Below are 16614 nucleotides of genomic sequence, written 5' to 3'. Positions count from 1 at the left end.
AATTTTGATATTTGCTGTATGCACTTTGGCGATTGGCTTGGCCTTATTATTTTACGGGTCCTCTCATCCGCGTACTGAAAAAATACAAAAATCAACGAGCGTTTCACCGACCGCTGATCCCTCCGCAGGCACCTCCATGAAATTTTCAAATTCATAATTCTCACTGCCCGTCTCACTGGCGGCGACTGCCGTCACATTCAGGGTTTGCGTGATAGTATGCCCGCCGCTGCATTCCAATGTCACATCCAGGTGAACCATAGTCTCCGATGGAAAGTCCAGTGGGAAGAGGGCGAAGGGGCAGTCACCGACCGCCTGTACCGCCAGTTGTTCCCGGCAGTCATAGGTTTCCGTTCCAGTGGGGGTTGCGTATAGCGCAGCGCCGTAGACACTGGCCTCCGCGTCCTGACGGAAGCTCACCAGCAGGTAGACCCGCTGACCCACGGCAAAGCTCTTCCAGCCGTCCCCCAGGTCCGGTTCCAGGGGGGCGCCTGCCTCATCAAAGAACCAGACGCCGGTGATGGCGGGTTCCAGGTCCGCAGGGGATTGCTCCGGATTGGGCATAGAAAAATACAGGCCGATGGACGCAAGCGCCGCCAGCATCAGCCCGCCCAAGGCGATGGCGGCGATTTTCCACGGATGCAGTCTTCGCGGCATGGCAGGGACAGCAGAGTTTTCCCCTGTCTCAAACGTGACCGCCAGGACCTCCTCCAGAATTTTCAGGTTCTCCGGTGTTGGCACAGACGTCCCCAGTTCCCACTTGCTCACCGCCTGACGGCTGACCTCCAGTCTCTCCGCCAGGTCCTCCTGGGACATGCCCCGGACCTCCCGGGCTGATTTGATGATCTCGGCAATGCTCATAGGCGCTTCCTCCTCGTTTGTATTGAGGCAATTATAGCAGGGCGGGGCGGTAGCGTCCACCAACCGAGCTGCGCAACCGGGCAGTTGCGGGGAGATTTTTCTGCCAAATCTGTCAGATTGATCCGCATCATTTCGTTTTATCAGTGAAAGGCGCCAATCAAAAGGAGATGATACTACGGAACAGATTTCATATTCCCGCCAGGAGGCCGAGGATATGGTGGCCCGCTGGGCGGATACGGTACTGCGCATCGGTTATACCTGGACAGGCAGTATGCAGGACGCCCAGGATGTCAGCCAGACCGTGCTGCTGAAACTGCTGACCAGTCCCCGCCGCTTTGACGGGGAGGAACAGGAGAGGGCCTGGGTGCTCCGCGTGGCGGTGAACTGCTGCAAGGATCTGAAAAAGTCCGCCTGGGCCCGCCGCCGCGTACCGCTGGAGAGCGCTGGGGAGGCGGCGGTGGAGCTGCCGGAAGTGGAGGACAGCCCAGTGCTGCGGGCGGTGCAGGCACTGCCGGAGAAATACCGGCAGGCGGTGTACCTGCGGTATTACGAGGAGTACGAGGTGGAGGAGATCGCGGACCTGATGGGCTGCAGGGCCCCGCAGGTGAGCACCTACCTCTACCGGGGAAAGCAGAAGCTGAAAATTATGCTGGGAGGTATGTATGGACAACAGTGCTTATCGGAATGAGCTGGACCGGATCCGCTATACGGCGGAGGGCCGGGCGGCGCTGGCGGAGCAGCTGATGAGGGCGCAGAGCGCTGAGAGAGGCCGCCGGAGTGTGCGATGGCCCCGGAAGATGATGGCGGTGGCCATCGCCGCGGCGGTGCTGGTTGGCACGGCGGCTGCTGCGGCGGGGCCGTTGTGGGAGCGGTACTTCGGGCATTTGGACGAGGGCCAGCAGGCGGTCATCGACAGCCTCAGCGCCACGCCGGAGACGCTTCCGGCGGCGGAGAGCAATGGGACCGTGATGACGCCTTTAGCGGCTTTCGGAGACCGGGACTTCTACTATCTGATGCTGGAGATCCGGGCCCCGGAAGGCACAGTCCTGCCGGACTACGGCGAGGAGAAAGGATATTATCAGCTCTTTGGTGATGTGCCGGGAGAGAAGATCTCTCTGATGGACGGAGACGGGCAGGAGCTCTATAACAACAGGGAGTTTGCGTGGATGCCCCGCACCGGGGAGGACAACGTCCTCACGGCAGTTCTCCGGCTCTGGCCTGCCGAGGGTGTGGACTTCTCCGACGGGACCGACAAGATCCTCCATATCCCCGGATTGTGGGTCCAGTCTCCCGATAAGGTGTATACCCCGGTCCTTACCGGCAGCTGGGACTTCAACATCGGCGCCCACTCCGGCGGCGTGGAGAGCAGGACGCCGGATGTTGCCGGTGTGACAGTGGAGAGCGAGGACTGCGGGACGATGACCCTGGAGTATCTGCGCATTTCGCCCCTCGGGATGCGGATTCGCTACAGCTGGTCCGATCCTGTGGAGGGTGTCTGGCCCAGTGCGGAGCTGGCTGTTGTGATGAAGGACGGCAGCGAGGTCTCGCTGGCAAATAGCGTGGGCAGCGCAGGGGAGGACTGGAGCGAGGCGTACGGACCTTTTGATACGCCCGTCAACATAGAGCAGGCGGCCGCTGTCCGCTGGGGTGATGCCATAATCCCGCTGGAAGCGGACTAGGTCATGTTTGAAAAATGGCGGAATGCCCAACGGCGAGAGATGTTTTCGCCAATCAAGGCAAATTTTCGCAGGCGGGCTGACGCCCGGCAAGAAAATTTAACACAGAGTGGCGGAAAAAGATCCACCGTTTGGGCGTTTTGACTTTTTTCAAACAAGGCCTAGGTGAAAGAGCGGAGGCTGCCGGCCTCCGCTCTTTGCGCTGGATGCGTGTCTCAATTGGATTTGGAATCCTGGCCCACCGTTACACCCATCTTCTCTTCATAATACTTGACCATGGCGATCTGGTCTTCATCAATATGGCCGTTGTCCGCCATCCAGTCCATAACGTGGAGTACCACGTCGGTTATGGGCAGGTCCACCCCCAGCCGGTGGGCATAGTGCTTGGCGTTGAGAATATCCTTGCGGTGAACGGCAATTCTGGCGCCGGGCTTATAATCCCGGCGGATCAGTTTCGGGACCTTGTTGTCGTAAAGCGGTCCTCCGGCAAAACCGCCTCGGGTGGCGTCAAATGTCGTCTGGAGATCGATTCCGGCCTTGGCCGCGAACGCATAGCCCTCGGCAATGGCCGTAAGGACTGCGCCGCCGATCATATTGTTTACCAGCTTTGTCACGCTGCCGCTGGCGGAGCCTCCGGTATATACGGGTGTACCCATGCAGGACAGCAGCGGTTTTATAGTCTCAAAAGCATCCCGTTCACCGCCGGCCATGATCGCCAGCGTTCCGGCCTCAGCCATGGGGTTTCCGCCGCTGACAGGGGCGTCTACCAGGGACATTCCCGCTGCCTGCGCCTTTTGGAAGAGATCCAGGATAATGTCCGGCGCGGTGGAAGAGAGGTCCGCCACAATTCTGCCGGGTTTTCCATATTGGATCGCCTGCTCCACGGAGTGGATGATGATCGGGTGTGTGGGCAGAATTTGAAAAATAATGTCACAGGATTGATAAATTTCCGCTGGGTCCCCTGCGGCAGCGCCGCCCGCCGCCCGAAAGGCATCCATCTGTCCGGGAAGCACATCGTAACCCAGCACGGAGCAGCCGGACCTTTTCACAAGATTGATGGCCATGGGCAGCCCCATTACGCCCAGCCCCAGAAAACCGATTTGTTTCATAAGTGATCTCCAACCTTTCCGGCCTCAGCCGATAAATTCCATTAGCGCCGCATTGAACGCGCCGGCTTCCTCCATGAACATCATGTGGGCGGTTTCAAACAGCCTGAACTGGGAATTGGCGATGTGAGCGTGTGTCCACTGGTTGTTCGACACCTTTACATGGCTGTTTTTGGCGGCGATGACCAGAGTGGGGAGGGTGATGGTGGGGATTACGTCGCGCCAGTCAGTGTAAACGTGGTTCAGCAAGAGATGTGCGCACTCCCTGGCTGGGAATTTCAGGCTTTCTTCAAGGGTCTGCTGGCTGTACCGCGCCTTTCCCTCCGGCGTGTACAGCATCATGTCCACAAAGCCCTTTGTGGCGTTGACGGTGTCCTTCAGCAGCGCCTCCTTCAGGTCCTCCAGGTCGGAGTTGTTGGAGAAGCCGTCCGGGTTGCTGGAGTTGATTAGGCACAGGGGAGGCTCGTCTACCAGGATCAGTTTACTCAGCCGGTCGCCTCGGAACAGGTCCCAGTAGCTCCAGACTACCGAGCAGCCCATGAACCAGCCCAGAAGAGAGACCTCCTCCAGTTCCAGGGTATCCAGAAGCTGCTTTACGTCCATGGCCAGCCGGGAAATCCGGTAGCCATAGGAGGGTTTGCCGGATTCGCCATGGCCCCGCAGGTCAACCGTGACGACCTGGTATTTTTCCGCCAACGCGGAGATGTTGTTGCAAAAGGCCTTTCCGCTTTGATCCCAGCCGTGGAGCAGGACCAAGGGCTTTCCCGTGCCCTGAACCTCATAGTGGATGGAGACGCCGTCATTTGTTGTAAAGGCTGCCATGCTGTCATTCCTCCTGATCGTTTTATCTGCCCGTTGGATGATCTGCTCTTATTTTTCAATAAATTCCTGAATAAAATTGTAAAATGCTTTACAAAGTTGGAAAGTTTATATATAGTGTATAAATATAGAAGGGCAATTTTGTGCGGTTTGCGGGGAGGCGGCTTTGTGAAGGCAAAAGAGGCAAACGCGATGCGCTATATTCCGGATCTGTTCCGCCAGTATGGACTTCCCCGGCGATTTTGCGCCGGACAGCAGATTTTTCTGAAAGACAGTCCCGCCCGGGAGCTGTATTTTCTGGAGCGCGGCAAAGTGCGGGCATATCTGTTGTATCCGGACGGTATAGAGCGGACATTGTGTTTTGTGGAAAAGGGCAATCTGGTGGGAGAAGAGGCTGTGGGCCGCCCCGCTGTCCGGATCGTCTGCGCAGACGCTGCAGCAGACTCGCTGATGTACAGCATGGATCTGGACACGCTGCTGCGGGCCTGTGCCGCGGAGCGGGAAAACTGGGCTGAGCTGCTGGCGTTGTTTATGAAAAAGATCGAGCTGCTGTCCAGCTGGATATTCTATGCGCAGTTCATTCAAAACAGCGCGAAGCTGGCTTGTTTTCTCTTCTCCAACACGGGGAATGCGCATACGGTGGTACGCTATACCCAAGAGCAGATCGCGGCGGTGACGGGGATGAGCCGGGTGAGCGTCTCCAACCTGATACGAAAATTTGAGGAGGAGGGATTGGTGTGCCAGGGCTACCGTTCCATCCGTGTACTGGACCGGGAGCGCCTGCGGGCGCTGTTTGGAAAGCGGGAATTTTATTGAGTGCGGGGAATGCTTTCACTTTCAGCGGTGGACAGGGCCAGGAGAGAACCCCTGTACAGCCTGCGCCCCAACGTATGCAACCTGTGGTTGACAAACTTCCAACCGCCGCGTTCTTGTCTTTTTCCGCCCGTTGGCATACGATAAGCCCATCAAACAGAAAGGTGGAATACCGGATGAACTTTTCAAAGAAGCTGGCGGACCTGCGCCGGAGGGAGGGATTCTCCCAGGAGCAGCTGGCGGAGCGGCTGGGCGTGACCCGGCAGTCGGTGAGCAAATGGGAGAGCGGCGCGGCGCAGCCGGAGCTTGCCAAGCTGGTGGCGCTGTCGGAGCTGTTTCGCGTCAGTGTGGACTATCTGGTGAAGGACTGTCTGGAGGAGCAGGACCGCCCTGCGGGCCAGTCTGCCTCCACGGCAAAGCTGGAGGCGCAGGTGGAGGAGATCTCCCGCCTTTTCCGGGTCTGGTCTTGGGACAGCAAAACGAAAATCCGGGGCCTGCCGCTGGTGTCGATCCGGCTCAGCGGCAATCAAATGCGGCTCAGGGATGCGGCCAGGGGGATCATAGCCATCGGCAACATTGCCGTGGGGGTGCTGTCCCTGGGAATAATGAGTGTTGGCGTCGTCAGTATTGGGGTCATCAGCGCGGGGCTTCTTGCACTGGGGTGTCTGGCCTTTGGACTGGCGGCCTTTGGCCCCGTGGCTCTGGGCCTGTGGTGTGCCGGAGGTGTGACGGCCCTGGGAGGGAAGATCGCCATAGGTGTGGCTGCGGTGGGAGAAACCGCCGTGGGTTATAACGCCGTTGGAAGCCATGTCCTCCTCTGGGGCGACGGATTGACAAGGGCGCAGGCGGAGTCGTTCCTGCTGGAGCACCACCCGGGTCTGTGGCGGCCCCTGCTGCAGTTTCTGGCGGTGCTTGGGGCAAATATTAAATAGTGAACACAGTGAACGGAGGGCCGGTGTTTCGCCGGCCCTCCGTTCAGGCTTAGATATTTTTTTTAATCGTGTTGATGGCGCCTTTCTCCAGCCGGGAGACCTGGGCCTGGGAGATGCCCACCTCGGCGGAGACCTCCATCTGGGTCTTGCCCTCGTAAAACCGCAGGGACAAAATCCGCCGCTCCCGGTCGTCCAGCCGCTTCATGGCGTCCTTCAGGGCGATGCGGTCCGTCCAATTTTCGTCGGTGTTCTTGGTGTCCCGCACCTGGTCCATGACGCAGAGCGTGTCCCCGCCGTTGTCGGAGTATACCGGGTCATAGAGGGACACCGGGTCCATAATGGCGTCCATGGCGAACACCACGTCCTCCCGGGGGATGTCCAGCTCTTTGGCGATCTGTTCCACCGTGGGCTCCCGCTGGGACTCCGCCAGCAGCCGGTCCCGGACCTGGAGCACCCGGTAGGCCGTGTCCCGCATGCTGCGGGTCACCCGGATGGCGCTGTTGTCCCGGAGGTAGCGCCGGATCTCGCCGATAATCATGGGTACGCCGTAGGTGGAAAACCGTACCGGCTGGGTGATGTCGAAATTGTCAATGGCCTTGATGAGGCCCACACAGCCCACCTGAAAGAGGTCGTCGGCGTTTTCGCCCCGGCCTGAGAACCGCTGGATCACGGACAGCACCAGACGGAGGTTTCCCTCAATCAGCTGGCGGCGGGCCTCCTGGTCCCCCTCCTTGGTCCGGCGCAGCAGCGCCATGGTCTCCTCGTTTTTCAGGACCTTGAGCTTGGAGGTGTTGACCCCCGCGATCTCTACTTTTCCCTGCATAAAACCGGATTCCTCCACTGTCTTTTTTATGTGGTGAAATAACCTGCACTCAGTATTTCCCCCGGCGTTTTTTCCTATACTGGGAGGTTTTGTCGCTTTGTGGACCAGGGGCAGGCATGGGACATTCTGTACGCCGCATAGGTTGAAGAGCCTGTATTCATAGACAGTATGAACTTCTGTGGGCACAGGGTCTAAGGGGAGGTGGGCGTCATGCAGTGCAGGATTCGAGGTTTGCAGCGCAAGGAGGTCATCAACATCTGCGACGGGTGCCGCTTGGGTTTTGTCTCCGACGTTGATATTAAAGTGCCGGAGGGACAGGTGGTGGCCATTGTGGTCAGCGGGCCGAAGCTGTTTTTCGGCCTGTTCGGCAGGGGAGAGGAGTTTTACATTCCCTGGGATTGCATCCAGCGCATCGGGGACGACATTATCCTGATCGACAAGCCCTTCCAGCGCCGGGACCCAAATCTGGAGAAAAAGCGCCGGAGAAGGTGTTGAGGCCCTGGATGTGCGGCATATTTTCCAGCGGTTTTGGGAAAAAATACTTGCATTCTGTATTTTAATGTGGTATCATATTTCAGCATTCCGCACGGCGCGTGGACTTCCCGCCTGTGCCCGTCTCGGGTTAGCGGGGAGGCTGAAGCCGCCGGAGGTCAAACTAAATCAGATTTGGAGGAAACAAACACTATGGCAAATTCTAGCGTCGTATCCATGAAGGCCCTGCTGGAGGCGGGCGTCCACTTCGGTCACCAGACCCGCCGGTGGAACCCCAAGATGGCTCCCTATATCTACACCGAGCGCAACGGCATCTACATTGTGGACCTGCAGAAGACTGTGCGCAAGCTGGAGGAGGCCTACAACTTCGTCCGCCAGCTCTCCGAGAGCGGTCAGGCCCTGCTGTTCGTGGGCACCAAGAAGCAGGCCCAGGACGCCATCCGCGAGGAGGCCAACCGCTGCGGCCAGTACTTCGTCAACGCCCGCTGGCTGGGCGGCATGATGACCAACTTCAAGACCATGCGCACCCGTGTGGATCGGCTGAACCAGCTGAAAACCATGCAGGAGGACGGCACCTTTGACATGCTGCCCAAGAAGGAAGTCATGAAGCACATGGGCGAGATCGCCAAGCTGGAGAAGTACCTGGGCGGCGTGAAGGAGATGAAGCGCCTGCCCGGCGCCCTCTTTATCGTGGATACCCGCAAGGAGCGCAACGCCATTGCCGAGGCCCACAAGCTGGGCATCCCCGTGGTGGCCATTGCCGATACCAACTGCGACCCCGACGAGATCGACTACGTCATCCCCGGCAACGACGACGCTATCCGCGCCATCAAGCTGATCTCTTCCATCATGGCCAACGCCGTGCTGGAGGGCAAGCAGGGCGAGCAGACTGAGGAGCCCGAGAAGGCTGACGCCGAGTAATCCGGCTCTGGACTGCGCTTGTGATTTATTATAGAGTGGAGGAACAATAAAATGGCTTTTACAGCTGCTGACGTAAAGAACCTGCGCGAGAAGACCGGCGTGGGCATGATGGACTGCAAGAAGGCTCTGGCCGCCTCTGACGGCGATATGGACAAGGCCATCGAGTACCTGCGCGAGAAGGGCCTGGCCGCCTCTGTGAAGAAGGCTGACCGCATTGCCGCCGAGGGCATGGCCTATGCTGCCGTTGTAAACGGCGTGGGCGTCGTGGTGGAGGTCAATGCCGAGACCGACTTCGTGGGCAAGAACGAGAAGTTTGTGGACTTCGTCAAGGGTGTGGCCGCCACTGTGGCCGCGGCGAATCCCGCCGACCTGGACGCTCTGATGGAGTGCAAGTACAACGGCACTGACCTGACCGTACTCCAGCAGCAGCAGGAGATGGTGCTGGTCATCGGTGAGAACATCAAGGTCCGCCGCTTCGCCCGCTTTGAGGGCGGCGTCTGCGTTCCCTATGTCCACGCCGGCGGCAAGATCGGCGTGCTGGTGAATCTGGACACCGACCTGCCCGCCGAAAAGGTGGAAGAGGCCGGCAAGGATGTGGCCATGCAGATTGCCGCGCTGAATCCCCGTTTCTGGGATAAGGCCCAGGTGACCCAGGACGTCCTGGACGAGGAGAAGAAGATCATGATGGCCCAGATGGAGAATGATCCCAAGATGGCCTCCAAGCCTGAGCAGGTCCGGGAGAAGATTGTCCTGGGCAAGCTGCACAAGTTCTACACCGAGAACTGCCTGCTCCAGCAGGAGTTTGTGAAGGACGGGGACCTGACCGTGGAGAAGTACCTGGCCGCCGCCGCCAAGTCCCTGGGCGGCACCATCACCTTCAAGGACGCTGTGCGTTTTGAGAAGGGCGAGGGCATTGAGAAGAAGCAGGAGAACTTCGCCGAGGAGATCGCCTCCATGGTGAAGGGCTGATTGTTTGTCCCCCACCCCCGCAAAACGGACAGAGTGTCCCAAATAAAATGACCACACATGGCTTTCAGCATACGGCGTTCAGCCGCAAGTGGCTTGCAGCTGAACGCTGTGTGCAGCCACAAAGGTCCGAGGTAACGACTTGTTGCCCCGGGCCTTTTCTTGCTTTCTCTTGTGACTTTTAGCCGCAGCCATATTTGAATATATCGCCGAAATGGCCTGGTTTTCTGACTTTTTTCTTCTTTTTCCCTGCTGAAAACCCTGCCTGGCCCGCAATACAGCCGAAGTCCATGGCTGCTGTACCTGCCAGGAGAAAACACTACGGTTTACACGGCCGAAAACCGTGATTTCTGATTTTTCTCTTATCTATACGGCTGAAAGTCGTGCGCTGAAGGCCCCTTGCGGCTGAAAGCCGCGTGCTGAAAGCCGCGTGCTGGGCCAAGATAAGAGGGAGAAAGAGAGCGAAATAAAAGGGAGAAGAACAGAGTAGCTCAAACTAATTGGAATTAACATGAGCTTTTTGGAATAGCTCAATTTAATTCGAGCTTCCACTTCTATGGGGGGGAAACAGCAAATTTGTACTGAAAACCAGCAAAAATCCGTATATAGGGGGGATGTGCAGTCTAAATGTGACCGTGGCAATTAGACGAGCCAACTGCAAAAAGCTCAAGCTAATTCTAAAAGCTGCGGAAATGAAACTCAAAAAACGCGAGGTAAATCAAAAAAGCTCAAGCTAATTCTAATTCCGGGCAGTATCGGGCAGTGGGCATAACCGGCACAGAGCGGGGACTTTTCCTTTTGTGCAAAAGAGAAATCCCCAAAAGTGGGCAATGCGGCGTCCCGCAGTCCGATACCGTCAGAGGAGGATTCATGGAGAAAGCAAATCTCAAAGCCCGCGAGTATCGCTTTTTCAGTCAAAAAAATCAGAAGATGATTTGTCTCCATAGTGAGCAGGCGCTTGCCTATGCTCGGTATCTGGAGGACCGTCTTTGGGTAGCCGCTTATGAAGCCTGTGTACCCTTGGAGCTGACAGACCAGATAGACCCCTGGGGCATCCGTCCGCTCTACTTCAAAACGGCCTGGGTTTCAGATTTTCACCTGGTCTACACAGACGGAAAACAGGCTGTCCGGGAGTTGGTACGGCTGGAGGACTTGAAAAAGCAGGCGATAATCGAGCGGTTAGAACTCTCCCGGCGGTACTGGATGGGGGTGGCTTTTAGCCATCCGGTGGAATGGAAAGTCGAGGTGGTGGATTATAAGAAAAGCCTTTAGCATCATCGGGTTCTTTGCTCTGGCCGCTCTCATTCTTTTTGTAATAGCAGCAGCACAGTCTCGGATGACTACCCAGCCTCATGCGACTATCCAGCCGTATGGGGAGCCGGAGTCGCCGATTATCTGCCAGTATCTGGGCCCAAGGGAGACAATGCCATGAAATTCTACGACCCTACCTGCCAGGAATGTCCCTTTTATCAAACAGTTGGAAGTCATACCCTGAACGCCACAAGATACTGTTCCGGATTTCCCAGACGAAAGCCGAAGCGGTTTCCACGCTCCGCTCCCAAATTCAAGACTCCCAAGTGGTGCCCCAGGCGGCTCTCCCCTGCTGTTTGCCGCGTCTTTGGCTTCAAGGATGAAGAAAGCGAGTGGCTGGAATTTCTTTTGCGTCAGGATAACAGAAGACACCCTTGCCCAATAAGCAATCACTATTGCCCACGCACGGAGGTGCCCACCGGGCTGACCGCAAAGCAATTTTACACGAGCGTTAAGGAGGAATGCCTATCACAAATCATACCCGGACTGGATGTGCGGCCAGGGGAAGTCATTTGCATTGATGACGGCCTAAAACCCTACTATTTCTACTACCGAAGCGACTATGAAATTTCCCCATTGCTGGGGTTCAATCCAACAAAAGCGAGGTGAAATCATGAACCGGTATGTGGAGCGGAACGGGGAGGTTTTCCATGTTCTGCTCCAGGAGGATGCGGGGGCCTGGCTGATATCCTGCCAAGCTCCGGCCGAGCCCTTCTTTGTGGCTCAAATTGAGGCTTTTAACCCCCTTGAGGCTTCCAGCCTCACTGAGGCCCTTTGCCCCCATGAGGCTCTTAGCCCCCATGAGGCTGAAAGCCTCATGAGTCCAGGGCAGGTCAAACGCCTGCGCCTGATTCAGCTTCTTTTAGGCGATTCACGCTGCATCACGGACAAGGCATACCGCTCAGCCCTCGCCAAGGAGACCGCCGGGCGGAACGGCACCACTTCCCGGAGAATCCTCCGGCTCTATTACCGCTATCTCGCCACTGGGAAACTCATGCAGGAGAGACGGCGGGAACCATCTGAAAACAAGGTCTATGACTGGGCGATTCGCACCTTCTACTTTTCCGCAAAAAAGCTTTCCCTCCGTGCGGCATATGAAATGATGCTGGTTCAAAAATACACGGATGCCAAGGGCATCCTGCTGCCAGATGCGCCTACCTGGTCCAGCTTCCAGCACTACTTCTACGCCCATAATTACCACAAGCAGCCGCAGAAAATCATTGCCCGTGACGGTCTCTCCCACTATCAGCGGAATTGCCGCCCGGCGTTTGGTTCGGCCTCCCGCTGGCGGGAAAGCCCGGGGAGCTACCAGATGGACGCCACGCAGGGAGACCTTTACCTGGTATCCAGCCTGGACCGGAGCAGCATCGTGGGCAGGCCGCAGATTTACATGGCGGTTGATTCCGCTACCCAGCTGATTGCCGGAATCTATGTCGGTTATGAGGCCGGAGAGCGGGCGGTCATGGCCTGTCTGGAAAACGCGGCCTGCGGCAAGGTGGACTTCTGCCGGAAATACGGTATCGAAATCCAGCCGGAGCAGTGGCCCTCCCAGGGGCTTCCCAGCGAAATCATCACGGATAAAGGGCGGGAATTTACCGGTTCCCGGATGGAGGAGCTTTGCCGGCGGTATGGAGTGGAGCTGCTGATTCAGCCGCCGTTCCGCCCAGACGGAAAGGGCCTGGTAGAAAAAGCCTTCGATTTGCTCCAGCAGCGATACAAGCCGCTCCTCCGTGGAAAGGGGGTAATCGAACCGGATGCCCAGGAGCGGTGGGCTGTAGATTACCGGAGCCAGGCGGTTCTGACGTTGGAGGAATTTACCCAAATTGTCATCCAATGTGTCATCTACCTGAACAGCGGACGGGTTCTTCAAAGCGGAATGACACCCGCCCAAGTATGGCTGAAAGCCATGAGGTGGCTTTCAGCCACCGGTTCCGCCACCGGTTCAGCCACCACCTCTGCCACCGTTTGGAAGGTACAGGATGTCCCTTCCAAAGAACTCCATGTCCTGTCTCTCCCCCGGGAGGAAGTCAAACTGACTCGCAAGGGGTTCCGGCTTCATGCTTTATCCTATGTTCCGCAGAACATGGACGGCCTGTATGTTGGAGATACCTACACTCTGGCCTATGACACCCTGGACCTCAGCGCGGTTTTCCTCATTGGTAAAGACCGTGATTCCCGGATTCCCCTGGCCCCGAACCAGCAGCAGTACCAGGGCCTCTCCCAGGCGGAAGCGGAGATTTGCCGGGAGCAGGAGCGGCAGGCCCGGAAACAGGCAAAGGCGGCAGAGACTCAAGCCAGCATCCAGACAATTCAGGGGATTCAGAAAATTGTGAAAGAGGCGGAAAGGAGGCGGCAGGAGTGAATAAGGATTTGGGCAATCCCCTTCTGACGGCCATGCCGAAAATGCTGGCGCCGCAAGAACTGACGCAGGCAGTCCAGAGCCTGCCGCCGCTGCCAGCCGCGCCCTCTTTGGAGGGGCTGGCATTGCTCTCCAGCATCTTTATCCCCATGGATTATATGTACACCCTGTACGACCAGCTTTACCGGGCAATTCGGACGACCTACACGACACGAACCGTATTGGAAGGCATCCGGCAGACAAACGCTCTTTTCCGGGGAGATGCCGGGACCTGCTGCGCGACACAAGCGGCGGCCGGCTCTGTTTTAGGCGTCCCCGGCATTGGAAAGACCTCTACTATCCGCCGCTGCCTGGACACCATGCCCCAGGTGATTGAGCATACGGACTTTGAGGGCCAGCCGTTCTTCTGCAAGCAGGTATTATATCTGAGAGTGGAGTGCCCTTCGGATTGCTCCGTGAAGACGCTGGCTCTGAATCTGGTGGCGGCGCTGGACCGGGCCATTGGCTCAAACTATCTGCATCAGCTGACCGCCCTCCGTTCTGCGGCGGCTTCGGCGATTGCGGCGCAGGTAAAAATCCTCTGCATGACCCACCATGTGGGGCTGATTTTGGTGGATGAGATACAGAACGCCGTTGTGACAGCCCAAAAGAACAAGCAGGTGAAGCCGCTGATAAAGTTCCTGGTGGAGCTGACCAACGACACCTGCACAGGGGTTTTCTTTGTAGGGACGCCGCAGGCAGAGGAGCTGTTCACCAGCCAGGAGCACCTGAAGCGCCGGACCCGGGGCATCCGCCTCCTGCCCTTGAAGCCGGATGGGGTTTACCGGAATTTCCTGAAGCTGCTATGGCAGTACCAGCTGACACCGGAGCGGGCGGAGCTGACGGAGGCCCTGGCCAACAAGCTCTATGACTGGTCCGGCGGCATCCCGGCATATATCGTGAAGATATTCCAGGAGAGTCAGGCCCAGGCTTTTCTGATGGGCCGGCCATGTATCGATGCGAAGATAATGCAGCAGGCAATCAACATTCTGGCAATAAAGGTTCCGAAAACCTATGCGGGCGGCACCTATCTCTCGGACTTTCCCCCGATAGGCTTTCAGCCTATCCAGCCTGCTGAGGAGAGCTGCAAGTCCCCGGCCGGCCTCATGGCGGGCTGCAAGAAGGCGGGCTGCAAGCCCGTCGAGAGGAAGCGGCTTTACGCTAAAAAACGGGGCCGAAAGGCTGCCGTTCGGGAGGAACAGGACCTTCTGGCCGCGTTCAAGGCCGGGGCGGATATGCTGGAGCATTTGGCACGGTTCAATCTTTTGGGAAAAGAAAGAGAGGATGAAAATGGAGCTTCAGAAGATGGTTGAGTACGCGAAGGCCCTCAAGCCGGAGGACATGGAGTGGAAGCCGCTGTATCCCAATAATATGCCGGGGAATGGTTTGATGGGCTATGCGGCCTGCCTGGAGCTTCCCGATGGCAGCGGGGGCCGGTATTATACTATTCTCCTTCAGTACAAAGAGGATGAACGGGGCTGTATGTTGGAGGGAGTGGAGTTGTATGTACTCTTTGAACGTGTTCGCTCCGGCTCTGATTCCTTTGTGAGAGCCTTCCGAACCTTGGATGAGGCAAAGGCTCGGGCCGTACTGCAATTCCAGATGGTTTACGGCTATGCCATGTCTTATTTGGCGGATGATACGTAACGATGCTGACTTATTTCCCGATGCCCTACCCAGGAGAGTGGTGGTACAGCGTCCTGTGCCGGTATCATGTCCGCTCCGGGAACATCAAACAGCAGACTACAATTCGAGAACTGTTCCCAGGCCGGATTACTGCTGCTATCAGTTCTATATTTCCTAACAGTACCATCCGACAGGTAATTGAACAGCTGCCATCCGATTGGCTTCTTCCTGAAGCTGTCATTACTCAAAACACACTGTTCCCGTACTACACAAGATTTTTCCTGGCAGAAAAAAAGACTGCCTTACTCGAAAAAGCCTGCCTGGGGGAAACTCCGACAATCACCAGCCTGAGGCGCTCAGCTAATCTCTCGAAGTGGCGGCCACGGTATTGCCCTCAATGTGCGGAAGAGGACCGTGCCATTTATGGAGAGGCCTATTGGCACATCGAACATCAAATTCCTTTTTTGAAAATCTGCCCAAATCACAAATGCAGTCTCTATGTTTTGGAAGAAATACAGCCTTCCCACTTAGGTTACACATTTTATCCATTAGAAGCCCAGGTTCTCTGTTTGGATAAATGCAAAGATATTCCTCTCTGGCAGAGGACAGTCGCCTCCATTCTATGGGAATATGAGACTTTGCCTCTAAAACCAGCTATTGCGGAAAATCATAACCACATTGCCGCTTGTCTGTCCAACATGGGCTACGGCGTCATTCAAAATCACAGCCCCAATGTCATCCTGGATGCAAAACGGCTTTATCAGGATATGGCTGACTATTACAGCCCGGAGGTGATGGAGGATATCTTTGGGGATGTCTGTATTATCAATCGGGCCTGCAAATGGGGGACAGCATCTCCAGAGCGGTATGCCTTATTGCAGTCTTTCGCAGGCGTTTCTTCGGAAACAGTTTTCAGCGACAGGCCGGTTTCAGACCACTATGCAGATGAATTAAAAGTCCTTCAATGCAGCGGTACGCACCTGACTAAAAAGCAGGTATTGGAACAACTCTCTGTAACGCCGTCACAGTTGAACATTCTTTTGAAGAAGTATCATTTAGAGCCATTCTGGCGGCAGATGGGAGGTGAGTGTGCAGAATTAGGGAGGCATCGGTTTTCCTTTGCACTGAATGACGAGGAATTTGCACGGTTCAAACAGGCCCTCCGAAAAAGCGGATATCGCTATGACAGTCATTTCATTCGTCAATGTGTTATGGCGTATATTGATGCAAACCAAAAAGAAGGGAGCGGTGATAGCTAAAAACAGGCTTAGTGATAAATAGCAGAATGATAAAGAAGTGTTGGTAAATGAAAGGAGTTGTTGAACATGAATCAGTATGAGAAAGCAGAAATCGTTGCGCGATGCGTTGCGCATCTTGCATGGCAGGCATGGCTCCCGGTGCGCGAGGTGGCGGCGTGCATCGGCCCGGAGCGCATGGAGGAGCTGATGGACTTTGCGCCATGCCGCGAGTTCATGTCCATTGATGAGATGGCATGGGAAATCAACCGGGGCTGCTGGCTTGGCTATGAGCTGGATAAGGACGCGCCGCTGCCTCCGGAGGACTTCGGGGAGAAGACCGTTCAGCGGATGGAGGATGACGGCCTGGACCTTTACACAGCTTTGGTGAAAGCCTGACACGGCCTGTTTCCGGGAGAATTTTAGACAAAAGAGAAAAGGGGGGCAATGAATAAAAAATGTGCCCTGGCCCGATACAGCACGGGGCATTTTCATGAGCAGAAAAAAGGGGGTCTATGAAAATGAAACAAAAGCTGACGGCGGCCCTGCTGGATGTCAGTCTGCGGGATTCCCGGTTTTGCGCGGAGCTGCTGCGGATGCTCACCAAAGGTGGCGAAGCGCCATCAGGTCCGCCTCAG

Annotated in this window: 17 protein-coding genes; 13 read left to right on the top strand and 4 right to left on the bottom strand. The window is 56.6% G+C overall.

Annotated features, from left to right (window positions below; translation table 11 throughout):
• Positions 1 to 63: 63 nt before the first annotated feature.
• A complete protein-coding gene (locus tag C816_RS20340; RefSeq protein ID WP_016324297.1) occupies positions 64 to 858 on the bottom strand; it encodes a helix-turn-helix domain-containing protein in 795 nt (264 codons plus the stop codon).
• A gap of 214 nt (positions 859 to 1072) precedes the next feature.
• Here C816_RS20340 and C816_RS20335 point away from each other — a divergent pair, with 214 nt between their 5' ends.
• The gene (locus tag C816_RS20335; protein WP_016324296.1) at positions 1073 to 1546 is read left to right on the top strand and encodes an RNA polymerase sigma factor; all 474 of its coding nucleotides are present in this window, start codon (positions 1073 to 1075) and stop codon (positions 1544 to 1546) included.
• On the top strand, positions 1521 to 2537 hold the full coding sequence (locus C816_RS20330) for a hypothetical protein (protein ID WP_016324295.1): 1017 nt from the start codon (positions 1521 to 1523) through the stop codon (positions 2535 to 2537). Before C816_RS20335 ends, C816_RS20330 begins: the two co-directional genes overlap by 26 nt.
• Positions 2538 to 2749: 212 nt before the next feature.
• Here the strand turns inward: C816_RS20330 and C816_RS20325 are convergent, their stop codons facing one another.
• Both C816_RS20325 and C816_RS20320 read right to left on the bottom strand, forming a co-directional pair.
• Entirely contained in the window at positions 2750 to 3643 is an 894-nt protein-coding gene (locus tag C816_RS20325; protein WP_016324294.1) for an NAD(P)-dependent oxidoreductase, read from the bottom strand.
• Positions 3644 to 3667: 24 nt separating this feature from the next.
• Positions 3668 to 4462: an alpha/beta fold hydrolase gene (locus C816_RS20320; protein ID WP_016324293.1), complete on the bottom strand. Its 795-nt coding sequence runs from the start codon at positions 4460 to 4462 to the stop codon at positions 3668 to 3670.
• 165 nt (positions 4463 to 4627) lie between these two features.
• Between C816_RS20320 and C816_RS23200 the strand changes: the two genes are divergently transcribed.
• Complete coding sequence (locus C816_RS23200) at positions 4628 to 5275, top strand: Crp/Fnr family transcriptional regulator (protein ID WP_196803674.1); 648 nt, start codon at positions 4628 to 4630, stop codon at positions 5273 to 5275.
• Between the two features lie 173 nt (positions 5276 to 5448).
• Positions 5449 to 6204, top strand: coding sequence for a helix-turn-helix domain-containing protein (locus tag C816_RS20310; RefSeq protein ID WP_016324291.1), 756 nt, complete (start codon positions 5449 to 5451; stop codon positions 6202 to 6204).
• Positions 6205 to 6253: 49 nt separating this feature from the next.
• Here the strand turns inward: C816_RS20310 and sigG are convergent, their stop codons facing one another.
• Positions 6254 to 7027, bottom strand: a complete 774-nt coding sequence (gene sigG / locus C816_RS20305) for an RNA polymerase sporulation sigma factor SigG (protein WP_016324290.1) — start codon at positions 7025 to 7027, stop codon at positions 6254 to 6256.
• A gap of 210 nt (positions 7028 to 7237) precedes the next feature.
• On the opposite strand from sigG, the gene C816_RS20300 reads away from it, so the two are divergent.
• The 9 genes from C816_RS20300 to C816_RS22165 all read left to right on the top strand — a co-directional run bounded on the left by C816_RS20300 (position 7238) and on the right by C816_RS22165 (position 16375).
• Entirely contained in the window at positions 7238 to 7522 is a 285-nt protein-coding gene (locus C816_RS20300; protein WP_016324289.1) for a YlmC/YmxH family sporulation protein, read from the top strand.
• A gap of 189 nt (positions 7523 to 7711) precedes the next feature.
• Positions 7712 to 8440 (top strand): 30S ribosomal protein S2, encoded by a 729-nt coding sequence (gene rpsB / locus C816_RS20295; protein WP_016324288.1) that lies wholly within the window; start codon positions 7712 to 7714, stop codon positions 8438 to 8440.
• 51 nt (positions 8441 to 8491) lie between these two features.
• Positions 8492 to 9409 (top strand): translation elongation factor Ts, encoded by a 918-nt coding sequence (gene tsf / locus C816_RS20290; RefSeq protein WP_016324287.1) that lies wholly within the window; start codon positions 8492 to 8494, stop codon positions 9407 to 9409.
• Between the two features lie 867 nt (positions 9410 to 10276).
• Entirely contained in the window at positions 10277 to 10678 is a 402-nt protein-coding gene (locus C816_RS20285; RefSeq protein ID WP_016324286.1) for a PDDEXK family nuclease, read from the top strand.
• A 652-nt stretch (positions 10679 to 11330) separates the two neighbouring features.
• Positions 11331 to 13079 carry a Mu transposase C-terminal domain-containing protein gene (locus C816_RS20280; protein WP_016324284.1) on the top strand — a complete coding sequence of 583 codons (1749 nt, stop codon included), beginning with the start codon at positions 11331 to 11333 and terminating at the stop codon, positions 13077 to 13079.
• On the top strand, positions 13076 to 14428 hold the full coding sequence (locus C816_RS20275) for an AAA family ATPase (RefSeq protein WP_016324283.1): 1353 nt from the start codon (positions 13076 to 13078) through the stop codon (positions 14426 to 14428). Before C816_RS20280 ends, C816_RS20275 begins: the two co-directional genes overlap by 4 nt.
• On the top strand, positions 14406 to 14762 hold the full coding sequence (locus tag C816_RS20270; RefSeq protein WP_016324282.1) for a hypothetical protein: 357 nt from the start codon (positions 14406 to 14408) through the stop codon (positions 14760 to 14762). Before C816_RS20275 ends, C816_RS20270 begins: the two co-directional genes overlap by 23 nt.
• A gap of 2 nt (positions 14763 to 14764) precedes the next feature.
• Positions 14765 to 16000 carry a TniQ family protein gene (locus C816_RS22170; RefSeq protein ID WP_016324281.1) on the top strand — a complete coding sequence of 412 codons (1236 nt, stop codon included), beginning with the start codon at positions 14765 to 14767 and terminating at the stop codon, positions 15998 to 16000.
• A 66-nt stretch (positions 16001 to 16066) separates the two neighbouring features.
• On the top strand, positions 16067 to 16375 hold the full coding sequence (locus tag C816_RS22165; protein WP_016324280.1) for a hypothetical protein: 309 nt from the start codon (positions 16067 to 16069) through the stop codon (positions 16373 to 16375).
• Positions 16376 to 16614 lie beyond the last annotated feature (239 nt).

The sequence above is a fragment of the Oscillibacter sp. 1-3 genome, from assembly GCF_000403435.2.
GTDB lineage: Bacteria > Bacillota > Clostridia > Oscillospirales > Oscillospiraceae > Oscillibacter.
The sequence above is the reverse complement of the archived record's forward strand: the minus strand, read 5'-3'. Positions and strand labels throughout refer to the sequence as shown.